Below are 14,986 nucleotides of genomic sequence, written 5' to 3'. Positions count from 1 at the left end.
TGGTCGTCGGCGTGCAGCCAGTCGTGGATACAGTGTCGTCCATGATCGACGTCTCCGAGAGCCAGCTGCGCGACCACCTCACGACCGCGCTGTCCGTGCAGCGCTGGGTCGACGAGGTGGCGTCCGGTGCCCCGTACTCCGACGTCTCCGAACTGGTGGCCGTCGCCGAGCGCGCCGGGGCCGAGCTGACGGGCGACGAGATCGACGAGGCCCTCGCCCACCACCCCCGCATCGGCGAGGCGCCGGTCGGAGAGGGCTCCTCACAGGAGTTCAGTCGCCGCGAGCAGCAGGCGTCGCAGCTGACCGACGACCCCGCCGAGGTGAAGGCGCTCGCCGAGGGCAACGCGACGTACGAGGCGCGCTTCGATCGCGTCTTCGTCATCAGGGCCGCGGGGCGCAGCAGGCAGGAGATCATCGACGAGCTCGAACGGCGGCTCAAGCTCGACGACGAGACCGAGAAGCGCGAGGCGGGCGCCCAGCTGGTCGAGATCGCGGTGCTGCGACTGCGGCAGACCTTCGGCGAGACCAGCGCCGAGTCGGGGCGCTCGGCGGAGACGGCGTCGCCGCGCGCGACCGACCCCGCGGCCGACGCCGGCACGCTCCGCGCATGAGCCACGTCACGACGCACGTTCTCGATGCGGCGCTGGGTCGCCCGGCGGCCGGGGTGCCCGTCGCGCTCGCCGACGAGACGGGCGCGGTGCTCGCCTCGGCCGTGACCGACGCCGACGGCCGGGTCGGCGACCTCGGGCCCGACGCCCTCGCGGCCGGCGCCTACCGGTTGACCTTCGACACGGCCGCCTACTTCGCGGCCTCCGAGCGTCAGTCGTTCTACCCGCGGGTGACCATCGACTTCGACCTCGCCGACGAGGCCGCGCACTACCACGTGCCCCTGCTGCTCAGCCCCTTCGCGTACTCGACGTACCGGGGCAGCTGACCCGCCCCTCCTGCGCTCCGCCACCGGCACCGGCCTAGTAGTCCGTCCGGTGGTCGTGGGCCAGCCAGGCGTCGAACGGCGCCGGGGCGTTCTCGGGTCGGACGGCGTCGACGGGGAGGTCCCACGTCTCGCGGTCGCGACCGAAGAGCTCGTAGAACTCGAGGTCGTCGAAGCCGCCGCGCGCCGCGTCGTGCCGGTCGGCGGCGTAGACGACGCGGTCGACGCGAGCCCAGAGCGCCGCCGAGAGGCAGAGCGGGCACGGCTCGCACGAGGTGTACAGCGTCGCCCCGGCGAGAGAGAAGTCGCCGATCGCCGAGCAGGCGGCTCGGATCGCGACGACCTCGGCATGCGCCGTCGGGTCCAGATCGCGGGTGACCCGGTTCTGCCCCTCGGCGAGCACCACGCCGTCGCGGATGATCAGCGCACCGAACGGGCCACCGCCGTCGGCGACGTTCGCGACCGCGAGGTCGATGGAGCGGGCGAGCCACTGGGCGTCGTCGGTGCCGGGCATGGCGCCTCCTGGGGTGTCGGGTTCGGGTGTCGGGGTGCGGGCGCGGGACCGGTGCGTCAGGCCAGACCGGCGGAGGCGCGCCAGGCCTCGCCGGCCGGGGGAGCGTCGTCGCGGATGAGGGTGGCTTCGATCAGACCGTAGGGCCGGTCGGCCGCCCAGAACACCTCGTTCTGATTCTCGAGACCGAACCGGTCGAGATCGTAGGCGAAGTGGTGCCTGTTGGGTGCGACGAGGCGCACCTCGGCGATCTCGGGCACGGCCTCGAGCACCGCGCGGCCCATGTGCCAGAGCGTCTGCTGCAGAGCGAGCGACTGGAGGGTCGCGAAGTGCGCGACGAGCAGTCTCTTCACCTCGGCGTAGACGGAGTCCCACTCGACCTCGGTCGACGTGAACCGCCACTTCGCGTCGAGCGCTGTCGCCATCACGCGATCGTGGGTCTCGGGCAGGGTGGTGAAGTCGTCGCTGAGGAACCCTGCGAACTCCGACCCGGTCGACTTCAGCAGCACGAGGTCTTTCAAGCCGCCGATCACGTGCTCGCCGGTGGCGTCGACGGTGACGGCGGCCGTGCGGACCTCCTGACCGGTGCGCAGCCAGGTGTGGTCGTGCTCGACGCCGTCGACGACGGCGCGCTGCCAGGCGAACTCCTCGATCTCGATGCGGGCGCCCTCGACGGGCCCGACGTCGCGGACGAAGTGCCGGGCGAGATCGAGCCCGAAGCCCTCGATCGACTGGACGCCGTGCGACTTGGCGAACGCGAACGCCGTGTTCTTCTGGGTGTCGGTGGGCAGCACGGCCGACTGGTCGCCCTCGAGGTAGGCGGCCTCGAACGGGCCGCGCAGCGCGGTGGTCACGTTGAGGTCGCGGATCTCGTGCCGAGGGGCGTCGCGCACGATGCGCACGAGCCGTGACTCCGCTTTGCCGTACTGGTTGTCGCCGAGGATGATCGCCATGCGGTGATCCTCACACGGTCGTGTGAACGGCGTGTTTCACGATCGGCCGTTTGTGAACTGCTTGTTTCAGGGTCGTCCTCGGGAGGGGAGGTCGGGTCACTAGGGTCGGGAGGGCCCCGGTGAAGACCGTCCCGGGCGCGCGAGATCGAGAGGCCCCGCATGACCGACCCCCACGCCGCCGCATCCGCCGCAGCCGCCGCCCCCGTCGTCCCCGTCCTGCAGCCGGGCGAGGGCGACCTGCCCGGCGACGCCTACCTGCCGGCCACCCCCGAGACGACGCTCTGGGGTCGACTGCCCTGCGCCTCCGACGCTCCGGTGCTCTCGATCGAGTCGGGCTCGACGGTCACGATCGACACCGTCAGCCACGAGGGCGTGCTCGACGACCAGGGCCGCGACCCGCTCGCCTTCTTCGCGTCGCACGGGGTGCCCGCCGACGCGGTGCTGCGTGACGCGGTCGAGATCGCGGCCTCCGACGTCTCGGGTCGCGACGCCTCCGTCGACGGTCCGCACGTGGTCACCGGCCCCGTCGAGATCCGTGGCGCGCGACCGGGCGACCTCCTCAAGATGACCGTCGTGACGGCGACGCCGCGCGTGCCCTACGGCGTCGTGTCGAACCGGCACGGGCGGGGCGCCCTCGCCGGCGAGTACCCGCTCGGCGACGACTCGGTCAGCGTCTTCGCGGCCGTCGACGCGGGCCCCGACGGTCTGGTCGGCACGATGCCGGTCGTGCCCGGCGGCCCGCATGCGGTGCGGTTCCCGCTGCGGCCGTTCCTCGGAATCATGGGCGTCGCGGTCGCGGGCGGCGAGCGTCCGCACTCGGTGCCGCCCGGTCCGCACGGCGGCAACATCGACATCAACCTGCTCACCGAGGGCGCATCGCTCTACCTGCCCGTGCAGGTCGACGGGGCCCTCGCCTACGTCGGCGACCCGCACTTCGCGCAGGGCGACGGCGAGGTGGCGCTGACCGCGATGGAGGCGTCGCTGCGGGTCACCCTGCGCGTCGACGTCGTGCCGCACGACGTCGCCGTCTCGGAGTTCGGCGAACTGGTCGGCCCGCTCGCCGAGACGCACGAGCACCTCGTGCCCACCGGCATGGACCCCGACCTCGACGAGGCCGTCAGGGCCTGCGTCCGCGCCGCGATCGCCCTCCTCCGCGCCCGCTGGGGCATGGACGAGACCCTCGCCTACGCCTATCTCAGCGCCGCCACCGACTTCGACATCTCGCAGGTCGTCGATCTCGTCACCGGTGTGCACGCCCGCATCCGCGTCGCCGACTTCGACGGGGTCGACCGTGGCTGAGGGCGTCCCCGAGGAGGCGCGGGTCGGCTCGGTCACGGCCCTCGCCTCGGTCGAGGGGTCGCTGCCCGACGGGCTGCTCGCCGCCTTCGACGCGTACGAGCGTGCGCTCGCCGCCGACGACCAGGCGGCGCTCGCGGCCGCGTTCGAGCCGACCGCGACCGTGCTGCGCGCCGACGCCGGCGGGCTCCTCGTCGGGCACGAGGCGATCACGGCGTTCCGTGGTCGACGGGGCTCGGGGCCGGTGCGTCGGGTGGTCGAGGTGCACGCTCGGGTGCTCGACGACGACACCGCGCTGATCGTCTCGGTCAACGCGCCGGCGGGCGGCGGGCGCGGGGTCGTCACGCAGCTCTGGCGCCGCGGTGCCGGCGCCGGTGCCGACGCAGGGGCCTCAGCCGGCGGCACCTGGCGCATCGCGTCGGCACAGGTCCAGGCGCCGGCGCCCGCCGTGGACCGACGGGTGTGGCGCGTGGTGGGGGAGCCGCTCGTGCCGGGTCGGCGAGACGACGGGGCGACCAGCACCGCGCCTCCTGAAGGTCAGGGGGGCGGTGCGCCCGACCGGTCGCTCGTCGGCGAGACCGTCGCCGTGAAGGACCTCTTCGCCGTCGCCGGTCAGGCGATCGGCGCCGGCGTGCCCGCGTTCCTCGACGAGGCCGCCCCCGAGACGGAGCACGCGTCCGCGGTGCGGCTCCTGCTCGAGGCGGGGGCGTCGGTGACCGGCATCGCCCAGACCGACGAGTTCGCGTACAGCGTCGCCGGCCGCAACTCCGCATACGGCACCCCGCCCAACCCCGCGGTGCCCGGTGCGATCTCGGGCGGATCGACCAGCGGACCGGCCGCGGCCGTCGCCCTCGGCCAGGCGAGCATCGGTCTCGGCACCGACACGGGCGGTTCGTTGCGCGTGCCGGCCTCGTACCAGGGGCTCTGGGGTCTCCGCACGACGCACGGAGCCGTCGACCGCACGGGGCTGCTGCCGCTCGCCCCGACCTTCGACACCGTCGGCTGGTTGGCGCGCGACGCCGACACACTGCTGCGGGCGGCTGCGGTGACGCTGCCCGCCGTCGATCGTCCGGGTGTCGATCAGCGCGGCGTCGACCCGTCGTACGTCGTCGACCCCTCGCTGCTCGCGGCGGTCTCGCCCGAGGTGCGGTCGGCCTTCACCCGGGCGATCGACGAGGCCGTGTCGGCTGGGAGCATCGCCCGCCCCGAGTCCGTCGCGCTCGGTGACGTCGCCGAGCTGTTCGAGCTGTTCCGCGTGCTGCAGGCGTACGAGGCGTGGCAGTCGAACGGCGCGTGGATCACCGCTCACCCGGGGTGCCTGGCCCCCGACGTCGCGGCGCGCTTCGCGTTCGGCTCGACGGTGTCGCCGCAGCGTGCCGAGGAGGCGCGGGTCGCCCTGGCCGACGAGCGTCGCCGTCTCGAGTCCCTCCTCGCCGACCGGGTGCTGCTGCTGCCGAGCGCGTCGTCGGCGGCACCGTCGCTCAGTGCGTCGGCGGCCGAGGTCGACGCGGTGCGGTCGGCGACCCTCGGGCTGACCTGCGTGGCCGGGGTGCTCGGCGCGCCCGCGGTCTCGGCGCCGAGACTCGAGGTGCCCGTCGCCGGGCCCATCGAAGTGACGCAACGGGGGCAGTCGGGCCCGTCGAGGGCGCCGTTCGAGGCATCTCGACGCCTGGCGCCGGTCGGACTCTGCTTCGTGGGGCCGCGGGGGTCGGACCTCGCGCTGCTCGGGCTCGCGGCGGCGTGGCCGGGCTGAGCCGCGCCTCCTGCACAGCGCCTCCTGCACCGCGCGTCCCGAGCCGTGCCTCCTGAGTGCGCCGTGCTCCCGCGCAGCACGAGTTCATCCGCCTGAAACACGGGTTGCGTAAGATGGGCCGGGTGAAACGAGTCTTCCAGCAGATCGATCCCCCCGCTCGACTGTTGATGGGCCCCGGCCCGATCAACGCCGATCCGCGAGTGCTGCGCGCCATGTCGGCGCAGCTCGTCGGTCAGTATGACCCGGCGATGACCGCCTACATGGACGAGACGCAGGCCCTCTACCGCGAGGTGTTCCGCACCGCGAACGAGCAGACCGTGCTCGTCGACGGCACCTCGCGCGCCGGCATCGAGGCCGCCCTCGTGTCGCTGATCGAGCCGGGCGACCGCGTGCTGGTGCCGGTGTTCGGGCGCTTCGGGCACCTCCTCCGCGAGATCGCCGAGCGCTGCGGCGCCGAGGTGCACACCATCGAGGTGCCGTGGGGCGAGGTGTTCACGCTCGAGCGGATCACCGCCGCGATCGAGCGGGTGCGCCCGAAACTGCTCGCCGTCGTGCACGGCGACACGTCGACCACCGTCGCCCAGCCGCTCGAGGGCCTCGGCGAGGTCTGCGCGAAGCACGGCGTGCTGTTCTACACCGACGTCACGGCCTCGATCACGGGCAACGCCTTCGACACCGACGCGCTCGGCCTCGACGCCGTCACCGCGGGGCTGCAGAAGTGCCTGGGCGGTCCGTCGGGTTCGGCGCCCGCCACCTTCTCGCCGCGTGCCGTCGAGGCGATCCGGTCGCGGACGTCGATCGAGGCGGGCATCCGCGGCGACGGCGACGTCACGAGCAGTCGCCGCATCGCCTCGAACTACTTCGATCTCGCGATGATCTTCGACTACTGGGGCCCGCAGCGGCTGAACCACCACACCGAGGCGACGACCATGCTCTACGGCGCCCGCGAGTGCGCCCGGCTCGTGGTCGACGAGGGCCTCGAGCAGACCATCGCCCGGCACGCGCTGCACGGCTCGGCCATGCTCGCCGGCGTGCAGGGCCTCGGTCTCGAGGTGTTCGGCGATCTCGCGCACAAGATGAACAACGTCGTCGCCGTGGTGATCCCCGACGGGGTCGACGGCGACGCGGTGCGCGGCGCGATGCTGACCGACTTCGGCATCGAGATCGGCACCTCGTTCGGTCCGCTGCACGGCAAGGTGTGGCGCATCGGCACTATGGGCTACAACGCCCGTCGCGACACCGTGCTGACCACTCTCTCCGCGCTCGAGGCCGTGCTGCGCCGGGCCGGAGCGCCGATCACGACCGGCGGCGGAGTGGGCGCGGCCTACGACGTCTACACCGACGCGGACCGCGCGGCGGCGACGGCAGCGGCAGCTACGGCGGCGGCGACCGAGGCGGCGACGACCGCAGCAGCGGCGACCGAGACGGACGGCGCAGGAGGCGCGGCGTGAGTCCCGAAGAGGCCTCCGCACCCCAGCCCCGCGCCTCCGGCATCGCCGCCGACGCGCGCACGGTGCTCGAGCGCTGCGACGTGCTCGCCGCCGTGTCGTCGAGCAGCACCGGTCTCACCCGCGTCTACCTCAGCCCCGAGCACGCGCGGGTCAACGAGCTCGCCGGTCGGTGGATGGAGCAGGCGGGCATGACGACCTGGCTCGACGCCGCCGGCAACCAGCGGGGCCGCTACGAGGGCCGGGAGCCCGGGGCGCCCGCCCTGCTGCTCGGCTCGCACCTCGACACGGTGCCCGACGCGGGGCGCTACGACGGCATGCTCGGCGTGCTGCTCGCGATCGCGGTCGTCGAGCGTCTCAGCGCCGCCGGCATCCGGCTGCCCTTCGCCGTCGAGGTGCTGGCGTTCGGCGACGAGGAGGGCACCCGCTTCGGCACGGCCCTGCTCGGATCGCGCGCCGTCGCCGGCACCTGGGACGACGCGTGGTGGCAGCTCGTCGACTCGGAGGGCGTGAGCCTGCGCGACGCGTTCGTCGCGTTCGGGCTCGACCCCGAGGCCGTGGGCGACGCCGCGCCTCCTCGGGGCTCCGTCGTCGGGTATCTCGAGACCCACATCGAACAGGGTCCGTACCTCGAAGAGGCCGACCGGGCGCTCGCCGTCGTGTCGTCGATCGCCGGTGCGCGCCGGTTCGAGCTGACCATGACGGGAGTCGCCGGGCACGCCGGCGGTGTGCCCTTCCACCGGCGGCACGACGCCCTGGCCGGGGCGAGCGAGGTCGTGCTCGCCGTCGAGCGCATCGCCCGCGACGCCGGCTGCATCGCCACCGTCGGGCGTCTCGAGGCGTTCCCCGGCGGGGTCAACGTGATCCCCGGGCTCGTCGAGTTCAGCCTCGATCTGAGGGCCGAGCACGACGACCGGCGCGACGAGGTCTGGGCCGCCATCGAGGCCGCCGCAGCCCGCACCTGCGCCGAACGCGGGCTCGTCTTCGCCGCCCACGAGACCCACTCGGCATCGGCCGTCGTCGCGTCGGCGGCGCTCGCCGACGCGGTGCGCACCGGCATCGTCGCGACCGGCGACGCCGATCCGATGACCCTGTTCTCGAAGGCCGGGCACGACGCCATGGCGATCGACGCCCTGACCGACTGGGCCATGCTCTTCGTCCGCTGCGGCAACGGCGGCATCAGCCACCACCCCGACGAGACCGTCAGCGCGGCCGACGTCGCCGTCGCGCTCGACGCGTTCGAGGCTGCCGTCCGCGAACTCGCCGCCCGGCACGTCTCCGCCGAGACGACCGCATGAGCGACGCCCCCGCAGGAGGCGCGGGTCGGGTCGACCCCGCCGCCACCGCCCCCGGGTCGCCGGCCCCCGACCCGGCCCCCGACCCGGCCCCCGGTTCGTCGCTCGACCCGGCCCCCGACCCGGCCCCCGAGGGCATCCGCGACCGCATCGACTCGGGCTACGGTGCGCTGAGCCCGAGCGAGCAGCGTGCGGCGGACTTCATCCTCGATCACCTCGACGACCTCGCCGTCTACACGGCGACCGAGATCGCCGAGCAGAGCGGGGTGTCGAAGGCGACGGTGTCGCGGCTGTTCCGGCGCCTCGGGTTCACCGACGCGCAGGAGGTCCGCGATCAGGCGAGGGCCGCACGGAGCCGAGGGGTCCCGGTCGGGTCGGCCAGCGCCTCCTCGGATCTCGTGCGTCACGCGGCGGCGGAGCACCGCAACCTCCAGCGCATGCTCGACGGTCTCGCCGACGGGCGGCTCGAGCGGGCGGCGACGCTGATCGCCGGGGCCCGCCGGGTGGTCGTCGCGGGGTTCCGCAACAGCTACCCGGTCGCCTCGCACCTGCGGCAGCAGCTCGTGCAGGCGCGCGACGACGTGCGTCTCGCGCCGCAGCCCGGGCAGTCGGTCGGCGAAGAGCTCGCCGGGCTGGGCGAGCGCGACGTCGTGGTGCTCGTCGGGTTCCGTCGGCGACCGGCCGGTTTCGCGGGGCTCGTCAGCGCCCTCGGGCGGCAGGGCGTGCCCGTGGTGCTGATCGGCGACGTGACGGCCCGCGCCCCCGGTGCGCTGCGGCTCGAGTGCCCGGTCGACAGCGAGTCGCCGTTCGACAGCTACGCCGCGGCGATGAGTCTCGCGGCGCTGCTCGCCTCCGCTGTGCTCGCCGAGCATCCGCGGGCGGGGCGGACGCGGGTCGGTCAGATCACGTCGCTCTACAGCGACCTCGCCGAACTCGAGTAGCGGATGACGGCCAGCGTCGCAGCGGCGGCGACGGAGAGTCCCCTAGGGTCGAAGTCATGGTGAGCACCGCCGACGCCCCCGGTTCTCGGCCCCGCAAGGCGGAGGTGCGAGAACGGCTGCTGGTGGCCGCGGCCCGGCTGTTCTCGACCGGCGGGGTCCACACGACCACGCTCGACGAGGTGGCCCGCGAGGCCGGCTTCAGCAAGGGCGCCGTCTACTCGAACTTCGCGTCGAAGGCCGATCTCGTGGTCGAGCTGCTGCGCCGCGAGACCGACGGGGCGCTGAAGGCCCTCGACGACATGATGCTGCCCGGCACCGAGCTGACCTCGCTGCCCGACGCGGTGCGCCGGGCGTTCGAGCCGTACGGCCCCGGCACGGCCGAGGACTTCGCGCTCATGTCCGAGTTCCGTTCGCAGGCGCTCGCCGACGAGCAGGTCATGGCGGTCTTCGTCGAGCAGCGTCGGGCCGTGCTCGAGAAGCTGCGCGGGCTGATCGATCAGGTCTTCGCCGGAGGCACGGTGCAGGTCACGGGACTGACCTCCGACACCCTCGCGCGCCTCCTGATCGACATCGCCCTCGGGTCGGCCTTCGACTCGCCCGCCACCGGCGAGGTGTCGCCGGGTCAGGTGATGGGCGAGGTGGTCGAGGCGCTGACGAGATCGCGGCGGATCGCCACCACGGTCACGTCGTCGGGGTAGTCGCCCTCGGCGGCCAGACGGGTGATGCTCGTCACCGCGCCCGACGCGGTGGGTTCGGCGGCGGTCGCGACGTCGGCGGCCCTGCTGAGCGCCGAGACGTCGTCGTCGAAGAGGTCGAGGACCCCGTCGCTGCAGATCAGCAGCAGATCGCCGGGATCGAGACGCGCCGTGGTCGTCACCCAGGTCTGCGTGCCGAAGACCCCCATCGGGAGGTTCTCGGAGGCGATCACCTCGCGGGTGCCGTCGGCTCGGCAGATGACGCCCAGACCGTGACCCGCGTCGACCGCCGTCACCACGCCGCTCTCGGCGTCGAGCTGCAGGTGCAGCAGCGTGACGAAGGCGTCGACGGCCTCGAGATCCGTCTCGACCGCGCGATCGACGATGGACACCGTCTGACCGGGCTCGTGAGACGGGGTCGCGGCGCGGAGCGACGCCCGGACGGTCGCCGCGATCATCGCCGCGCCGACCCCCTTGCCCATGACGTCGGCGAGGGTGACCACGAGGCCGTCCGGTGTCCGCTGCCAGTCGAAGAAGTCACCGCTGACCGCACCGCTCGGGATGCAGGTGCCGGCGACGTCGTAGCCCGGCAGATCGGGGGTCGACTGCGGCAGCAGCCGGCGCTGCACCCCGCCGCCGTCGAGCAGCTCCTGACGCGAGCGGGCCGCGCGGGCGGCGAGCACCTTGGTGGTCTGCTCGCCGCTGAGCGACGCCATGCTGAACGACACCACGACGAGGAGGACGAGGGTGATCAGCGTCGTCGAGGGGGTTCCGAAGAACGTGACGAAGAGGTCGCTGCGCGGGCCGACCGCCAGGAAGACCCCGAAGCGGACGAGGTAGTAGAGACCGAGGGCCCCCGAGGCCAGGATGAGCGGCCAGCGGGTTCGCGACAGGTGGGCGTCGAGCAGCACGATCTCGCGGGTGGAGAGACTGATGAGAGCGCCCATCAGGGCCAGATAGAAGGGTCCGCCCGACCAGTCGTTCGTCGCCGGCGAGTCGAAGGCCGACACGGACGTGACGAAGGCCGCCGGTGCGACGACGAGCCACCACGGCGTCGGTCGGCCCCGCAGGGATCTGCTGCCCATCCAGACCGATGCGGCACCGGCGACGACGACGCCGTTGCCGAGGGGGTTGCCCCACACCTGGTCGGCCGTGCCGTCTCGCAGATAGGCGAAGGACCCGGCCATGAAGAGGACGAGCGCCGCGCACCACCAGAAGCTGAAGGCGGATCGCGTGCTGCGGTAGGTGACGAACGCGAAGAGCAGGAACAGGGTGAGGGTGATGACGCCGAACGCGATCCGCAGAGTGATGGAGTCGAGCAAGGAGGATCTCTGTTCCTTCGTAGTCGGGCGACCGGAGAACTCGACCTCGGCGGGTCGTATCGGCGGCCTCGCACGCCTCGGACCCCCACGGTATTTTAAGCCGCCGGAGGGGGCGGCAGGGCACCCCCAGTTGGGGAACGACCCGTCCTGGTCACGGGGAGAAGATCAGCAGGGCGAACACGCCGAACAGGACGAGGTGGGCGACCCCGTGCAGCGCGTTGGTGCGCTTCGACGTGAAGGTGACGATGCTCAACGCGAGCGTCGCGGCGATGAGCACCGTGTTCGCGGCCGACTCGCCGAGGACGACCGTCTCGCCGGTGATCAGGCCGATGACGAGCACCGCGGGGAGGGTCAGGCCGACGGTGGAGACGAAGGCGCCGAGCCCCAGGTTGATGGTCCGCTGGGTCTCGTTCCCCAGGGAGGCGCGGATCGCCGTCACAGCCTCGGGAGTGAAGACGATGAGGGCGATCAGGACGCCGCTCAGGGTCGCGGGGGCGCCGAGGAGGGCGATCCCGACGTCGAGCAGAGTGGCCAGATCGTGCGAGAGCAGCACGATGGGGAGGACGGTGACGACGAGCAGAGCCGAGTGGGTGATGACGATGGATCTGCTCGGATGGGCCGCGGACTCGTTCCCCGTGCCGCCCGTCGTCGCCTCCGACATCGTCGCCGCTGTGGGGGAGGGCTGCGTGAACAGCTCGCGGTTCTTCGTGGTCTGCAGGCCGAGGAAGATCGCGTAGGCGGCGGCCGCCAGGACGGCGACGCCGACCGCCTGCACGTCCGAGAACGATCCGGCGGCGGCCGAGGTGGTCGCATTCGGCAGGACGAGCGCGAGCAGCGTGAAGACGACGATCATGCCGAGGTACTGCGACGTGCCCTCCCGGTTGTAGCGCTGGGGGCCGTGCCGCAGTCCGCCCACCAGGAGGGCGGCACCCAGCACGCCGTTGATGATGATCATCATCACGGCGAAGAGGGAGTCGCGGGCGATGGTCGTCGACTCACCCGGCCCGAGCATGACCGAGGCGATCAGGATGACCTCGATGATCACGATCGACAGGGTCAGGATCAGGGTGCCGAAGGGCTCTCCGAGGGCTCTCGCCAGGTGCTCGGCCTCGTGGACGACGCGGAACGCCGCGACCACGATCGCCGCGAGGATCACGACGAACGACACCGCGGCCACCGGGGGAGCGACGGGGTCGCGGAGCAGACCCGGTCCGACGATGACGGAGGCGGCGACGACGAGCCACACGGCGATCAGCGGTACGAGGGTCGAGGGGGCGAGGACGACGCCGAGGGCCGTCGTCGGTGCCTCTGTCGAGGGGTGTGGACGAGTCGTGTGGGGCATGGTCACCTCCGCGAGGTCGTCCCCGAGAGCTGCCGACCCGCGGAGGTCGTCCCCCGGGGTGCATCGATCAGCCGACGATACCAGCGCCGCCCGAGCATCCCCGGTGCAGAACGCACGATCAGTGGCTGGCGCCGAGTTCGATGAGGAGCACGCCGCCGACGATGATGACGATGCCGAGGCTCATCAGCCAGGTCAGCGGCTCCTCGAACAGGAACCTCGAGATGATCGCGGTGACGGCGACCCCTGCCGCGGCCCAGATGCCGTAGGCGACTCCGAGGGGGATGCCGCAAGCGAGGGCGAGGGCGAGCATGGAGAAGGCGACGACGTAGCCGGCGGCGACGCCGCCGTACCAGCGCCTGTCGTCGATGGCGAGGCGGAGGGACGTCGTCCCGGCGACCTCGAAGGCGATGGCGAGGAGGAGGAACAGGTAGGCCATCAGTCGGTCTCCGGCTTCTTCGCAGCCTGGGCGCCGAGCTCGACGCAGAGGACGCCGACGATGACGACGACGATGCCGATGCCCATCAGGAGGGTGATCGGCTCGCCGAAGAACAGACTCGATGCGACCGCCGTCAGGGCGACGCCGCTGGCACCCCAGATGCCGTAGGCGACCCCGAGGGCCATCCCGGTGCGGAGCACCAGGGCCAGGAGGATGAACGCGGCGAGGTAGCCCACGGCGACCACGGCGTAGAAGGCGGGCTGCTCGAGGGCGGCTTTGAGCGACAGCGACGCGGTCACCTCGGACAGGATCGCCGCTGCGAGGAGCAGCCAGCCCTTCGTGGTCTCGTTCATGAGTCGGTCCCTTCGTCGATCGAGCTTAGAGACCACCGTGCACTACCGTGGGCGTGCGGCAGTCGCTGCACTCAACGAAGGAATCGCCGTCACTAACGCATCCGGCAGCTCTCCCCGACGAGCGCTCCCCGCTCTGGTCTCCGGGCCCCACACCAGACGACTCGGCACCGTCGCGGTCATCGCGACGTTCGGCGGGCTGCTCTTCGGTTACGACACCGGTGTCATCAACGGCGCCCTCGACTCGATGGAGGAGAGCCTCGGGCTCACGCCCACCACCGAGGGCGTCATGGTGTCGGCGATCCTGATCGGAGCCGCCCTCGGGGCGTTCTTCATCGGGCGGATCTCGGACGCCTTCGGCCGCAAGCCCACCATCAACACGTTGGCGATCCTGTTCTTCTTCGCCGCCCTCGCGTGCGTCCTCGCCCCCACCTGGGAGTTCCTCACCGGGGCGAGGTTCTTCCTCGGGATCGCCGTCGGCGGCGCCTCCGTCACGGTCCCCGTCTTCCTCGCCGAGCTGGCCCCGACCGAGCAGCGCGGCGGACTCGTCAGTCGCAACGAGCTCATGATCGTCTCGGGCCAGCTCGCCGCGTTCACGATCAACGCCGTCATCGGCAGCATCTGGGGCGAGCACGACGACGTCTGGCGCTACATGCTCTCGGTCGCCGTGCTGCCCGCCATCGCGCTCTTCATCGGCATGTTCCGTGTGCCCGAGAGCCCCCGCTGGCTCATCGCGAAGGGCCGAGACGACGACGCCCTCGCAGTCCTCAAGCAGATCCGCGCCGAGGACCGCGCCGTGGCCGAGATGGCCGAGGTCCGGGAACTCGCCGAGGAGGAGAAGGAGGCCCGACGAGCCCGTCTCGCCGACCTCGTCGCCGAACCCTGGCTCCGGAAGATCCTGCTCGTCGGGATCGGCCTGGCCGTCGCCCAGCAGCTGACCGGCATCAACTCGATCATGTACTACGGCACCCAGGTGCTGCAGCAGTCGGGCTTCTCGCAGAACGGCGCCCTCATCGCCAACGTCGGCGCCGGTGTGATCGCGGTCGTCGCCATGCTCGTCGCCCTGCGCATCATCAACAGGGTCGGCCGACGCAACATGCTCATGTTCGGCTTCGCCGGCGTGACGGTCTTCCACCTGCTCATCGGCCTGTCGTCCCTGCTGATCCCGGAGGGCCTCGGCCGTGCGATCGTCGTGCTGATCTTCATCATCGGCTTCGTCGGCACCATGCAGGGCACCATCGGGCCGCTCGTGTGGCTCATGCTCAGCGAGATCTTCCCGCTCAAGCTCCGCGGGATCGGGATGGGCCTCACCGCGCTCGTGCTCTGGCTCACGAACTTCGCCGTCAGCCTGCTCTTCCCGATCCTGGTCGCGGGCATCGGCATCTCGACGACGTTCTTCATCTTCGCCGTGCTGAACGCCGCCTCCTTCGTCTTCGCCGGGACCCGCGTCCCCGAGACCAACGGCCGTTCTCTCGAGCAGATCGAAGAGGACTTCAGCACAGGGTCCATCGACGTCGTGAGATGACCCCCGCGGGCGCATAGGAGAAGCCCCCTCCCGCACGAGGTGCGAGAGGGGGCCCACCGGGAACACCGGCCCCGCCCGGGTGGGCGAGGCCGGCTGTCGTCACGGATTCACCAGAGGGTGTTATTCCGTGGCGACGGTGATCTTCGCGACGCCGACGAGCATCTCGTCCTGGACGGCGTCGGTGCTGA

Annotated in this window: 15 protein-coding genes; 9 read left to right on the top strand and 6 right to left on the bottom strand. The window is 72.1% G+C overall.

Translation table 11 applies throughout. The features are described from left to right. Nucleotides 1-41 precede the first annotated feature (41 nt). Nucleotides 42-611, top strand: coding sequence for a 2-oxo-4-hydroxy-4-carboxy-5-ureidoimidazoline decarboxylase (locus IFT51_RS12690; RefSeq protein WP_192061452.1), 570 nt, complete (start codon nucleotides 42-44; stop codon nucleotides 609-611). After that, on the top strand, nucleotides 608-934 hold the full coding sequence (gene uraH / locus IFT51_RS12685; protein ID WP_192061451.1) for a hydroxyisourate hydrolase: 327 nt from the start codon (nucleotides 608-610) through the stop codon (nucleotides 932-934). Before IFT51_RS12690 ends, uraH begins: the two co-directional genes overlap by 4 nt. A gap of 34 nt (nucleotides 935-968) precedes the next feature. Here uraH and IFT51_RS12680 read toward each other — a convergent pair whose 3' ends face one another. Then, nucleotides 969-1,445, bottom strand: coding sequence for a nucleoside deaminase (locus tag IFT51_RS12680; RefSeq protein ID WP_192061450.1), 477 nt, complete (start codon nucleotides 1,443-1,445; stop codon nucleotides 969-971). A 56-nt stretch (nucleotides 1,446-1,501) separates the two neighbouring features. Beyond that, nucleotides 1,502-2,395: a factor-independent urate hydroxylase gene (pucL, locus tag IFT51_RS12675; protein WP_192061449.1), complete on the bottom strand. Its 894-nt coding sequence runs from the start codon at nucleotides 2,393-2,395 to the stop codon at nucleotides 1,502-1,504. A gap of 159 nt (nucleotides 2,396-2,554) precedes the next feature. On the opposite strand from pucL, the gene IFT51_RS12670 reads away from it, so the two are divergent. The 6 genes from IFT51_RS12670 (at nucleotide 2,555) to IFT51_RS12645 (ending at nucleotide 9,826) form a co-directional block, all read left to right on the top strand. Beyond that, the gene (locus IFT51_RS12670) at nucleotides 2,555-3,694 is read left to right on the top strand and encodes an acetamidase/formamidase family protein (protein WP_192061448.1); all 1,140 of its coding nucleotides are present in this window, start codon (nucleotides 2,555-2,557) and stop codon (nucleotides 3,692-3,694) included. Next, entirely contained in the window at nucleotides 3,687-5,444 is a 1,758-nt protein-coding gene (locus IFT51_RS12665) for an AtzH-like domain-containing protein (RefSeq protein ID WP_371740797.1), read from the top strand. Before IFT51_RS12670 ends, IFT51_RS12665 begins: the two co-directional genes overlap by 8 nt. 122 nt (nucleotides 5,445-5,566) lie before the next feature. Further along, nucleotides 5,567-6,895, top strand: a complete 1,329-nt coding sequence (locus IFT51_RS12660) for an alanine--glyoxylate aminotransferase family protein (protein WP_371740796.1) — start codon at nucleotides 5,567-5,569, stop codon at nucleotides 6,893-6,895. Continuing rightward, the gene (locus tag IFT51_RS12655) at nucleotides 6,892-8,190 is read left to right on the top strand and encodes an allantoate amidohydrolase (RefSeq protein ID WP_371740795.1); all 1,299 of its coding nucleotides are present in this window, start codon (nucleotides 6,892-6,894) and stop codon (nucleotides 8,188-8,190) included. Before IFT51_RS12660 ends, IFT51_RS12655 begins: the two co-directional genes overlap by 4 nt. Beyond that, nucleotides 8,187-9,128 (top strand): MurR/RpiR family transcriptional regulator, encoded by a 942-nt coding sequence (locus IFT51_RS12650; RefSeq protein WP_197982042.1) that lies wholly within the window; start codon nucleotides 8,187-8,189, stop codon nucleotides 9,126-9,128. Before IFT51_RS12655 ends, IFT51_RS12650 begins: the two co-directional genes overlap by 4 nt. A 56-nt stretch (nucleotides 9,129-9,184) precedes the next feature. After that, a complete protein-coding gene (locus IFT51_RS12645; protein ID WP_192061447.1) occupies nucleotides 9,185-9,826 on the top strand; it encodes a TetR/AcrR family transcriptional regulator in 642 nt (213 codons plus the stop codon). Here the strand turns inward: IFT51_RS12645 and IFT51_RS12640 are convergent. From IFT51_RS12640 to IFT51_RS12625, 4 genes are all read right to left on the bottom strand, one after another. Next, complete coding sequence (locus IFT51_RS12640; protein WP_192061446.1) at nucleotides 9,751-11,145, bottom strand: PP2C family protein-serine/threonine phosphatase; 1,395 nt, start codon at nucleotides 11,143-11,145, stop codon at nucleotides 9,751-9,753. The two genes, IFT51_RS12645 and IFT51_RS12640, sit on opposite strands and share 76 nt — an antisense overlap. Before the next feature lie 151 nt (nucleotides 11,146-11,296). Next, nucleotides 11,297-12,487 carry a calcium:proton antiporter gene (locus IFT51_RS12635; protein WP_192061445.1) on the bottom strand — a complete coding sequence of 397 codons (1,191 nt, stop codon included), beginning with the start codon at nucleotides 12,485-12,487 and terminating at the stop codon, nucleotides 11,297-11,299. A 118-nt stretch (nucleotides 12,488-12,605) separates the two neighbouring features. Continuing rightward, nucleotides 12,606-12,923 (bottom strand): multidrug efflux SMR transporter, encoded by a 318-nt coding sequence (locus IFT51_RS12630; RefSeq protein ID WP_192061444.1) that lies wholly within the window; start codon nucleotides 12,921-12,923, stop codon nucleotides 12,606-12,608. Further along, entirely contained in the window at nucleotides 12,923-13,276 is a 354-nt protein-coding gene (locus tag IFT51_RS12625) for a multidrug efflux SMR transporter (protein WP_192061443.1), read from the bottom strand. The genes IFT51_RS12630 and IFT51_RS12625 overlap by 1 nt, the downstream gene beginning before the upstream one ends. 37 nt (nucleotides 13,277-13,313) lie before the next feature. Between IFT51_RS12625 and IFT51_RS12620 the strand changes: the two genes are divergently transcribed. Further along, entirely contained in the window at nucleotides 13,314-14,798 is a 1,485-nt protein-coding gene (locus IFT51_RS12620) for a sugar porter family MFS transporter (protein WP_371740794.1), read from the top strand. The last annotated feature ends 188 nt before the right edge of the window (nucleotides 14,799-14,986 follow it).

The organism is Frigoribacterium sp. CFBP 13712 (assembly GCF_014842255.1).
In the GTDB taxonomy this organism is placed as follows: domain Bacteria; phylum Actinomycetota; class Actinomycetes; order Actinomycetales; family Microbacteriaceae; genus Frigoribacterium.
The sequence above is the reverse complement of the archived record's forward strand: the minus strand, read 5'-3'. Positions and strand labels throughout refer to the sequence as shown.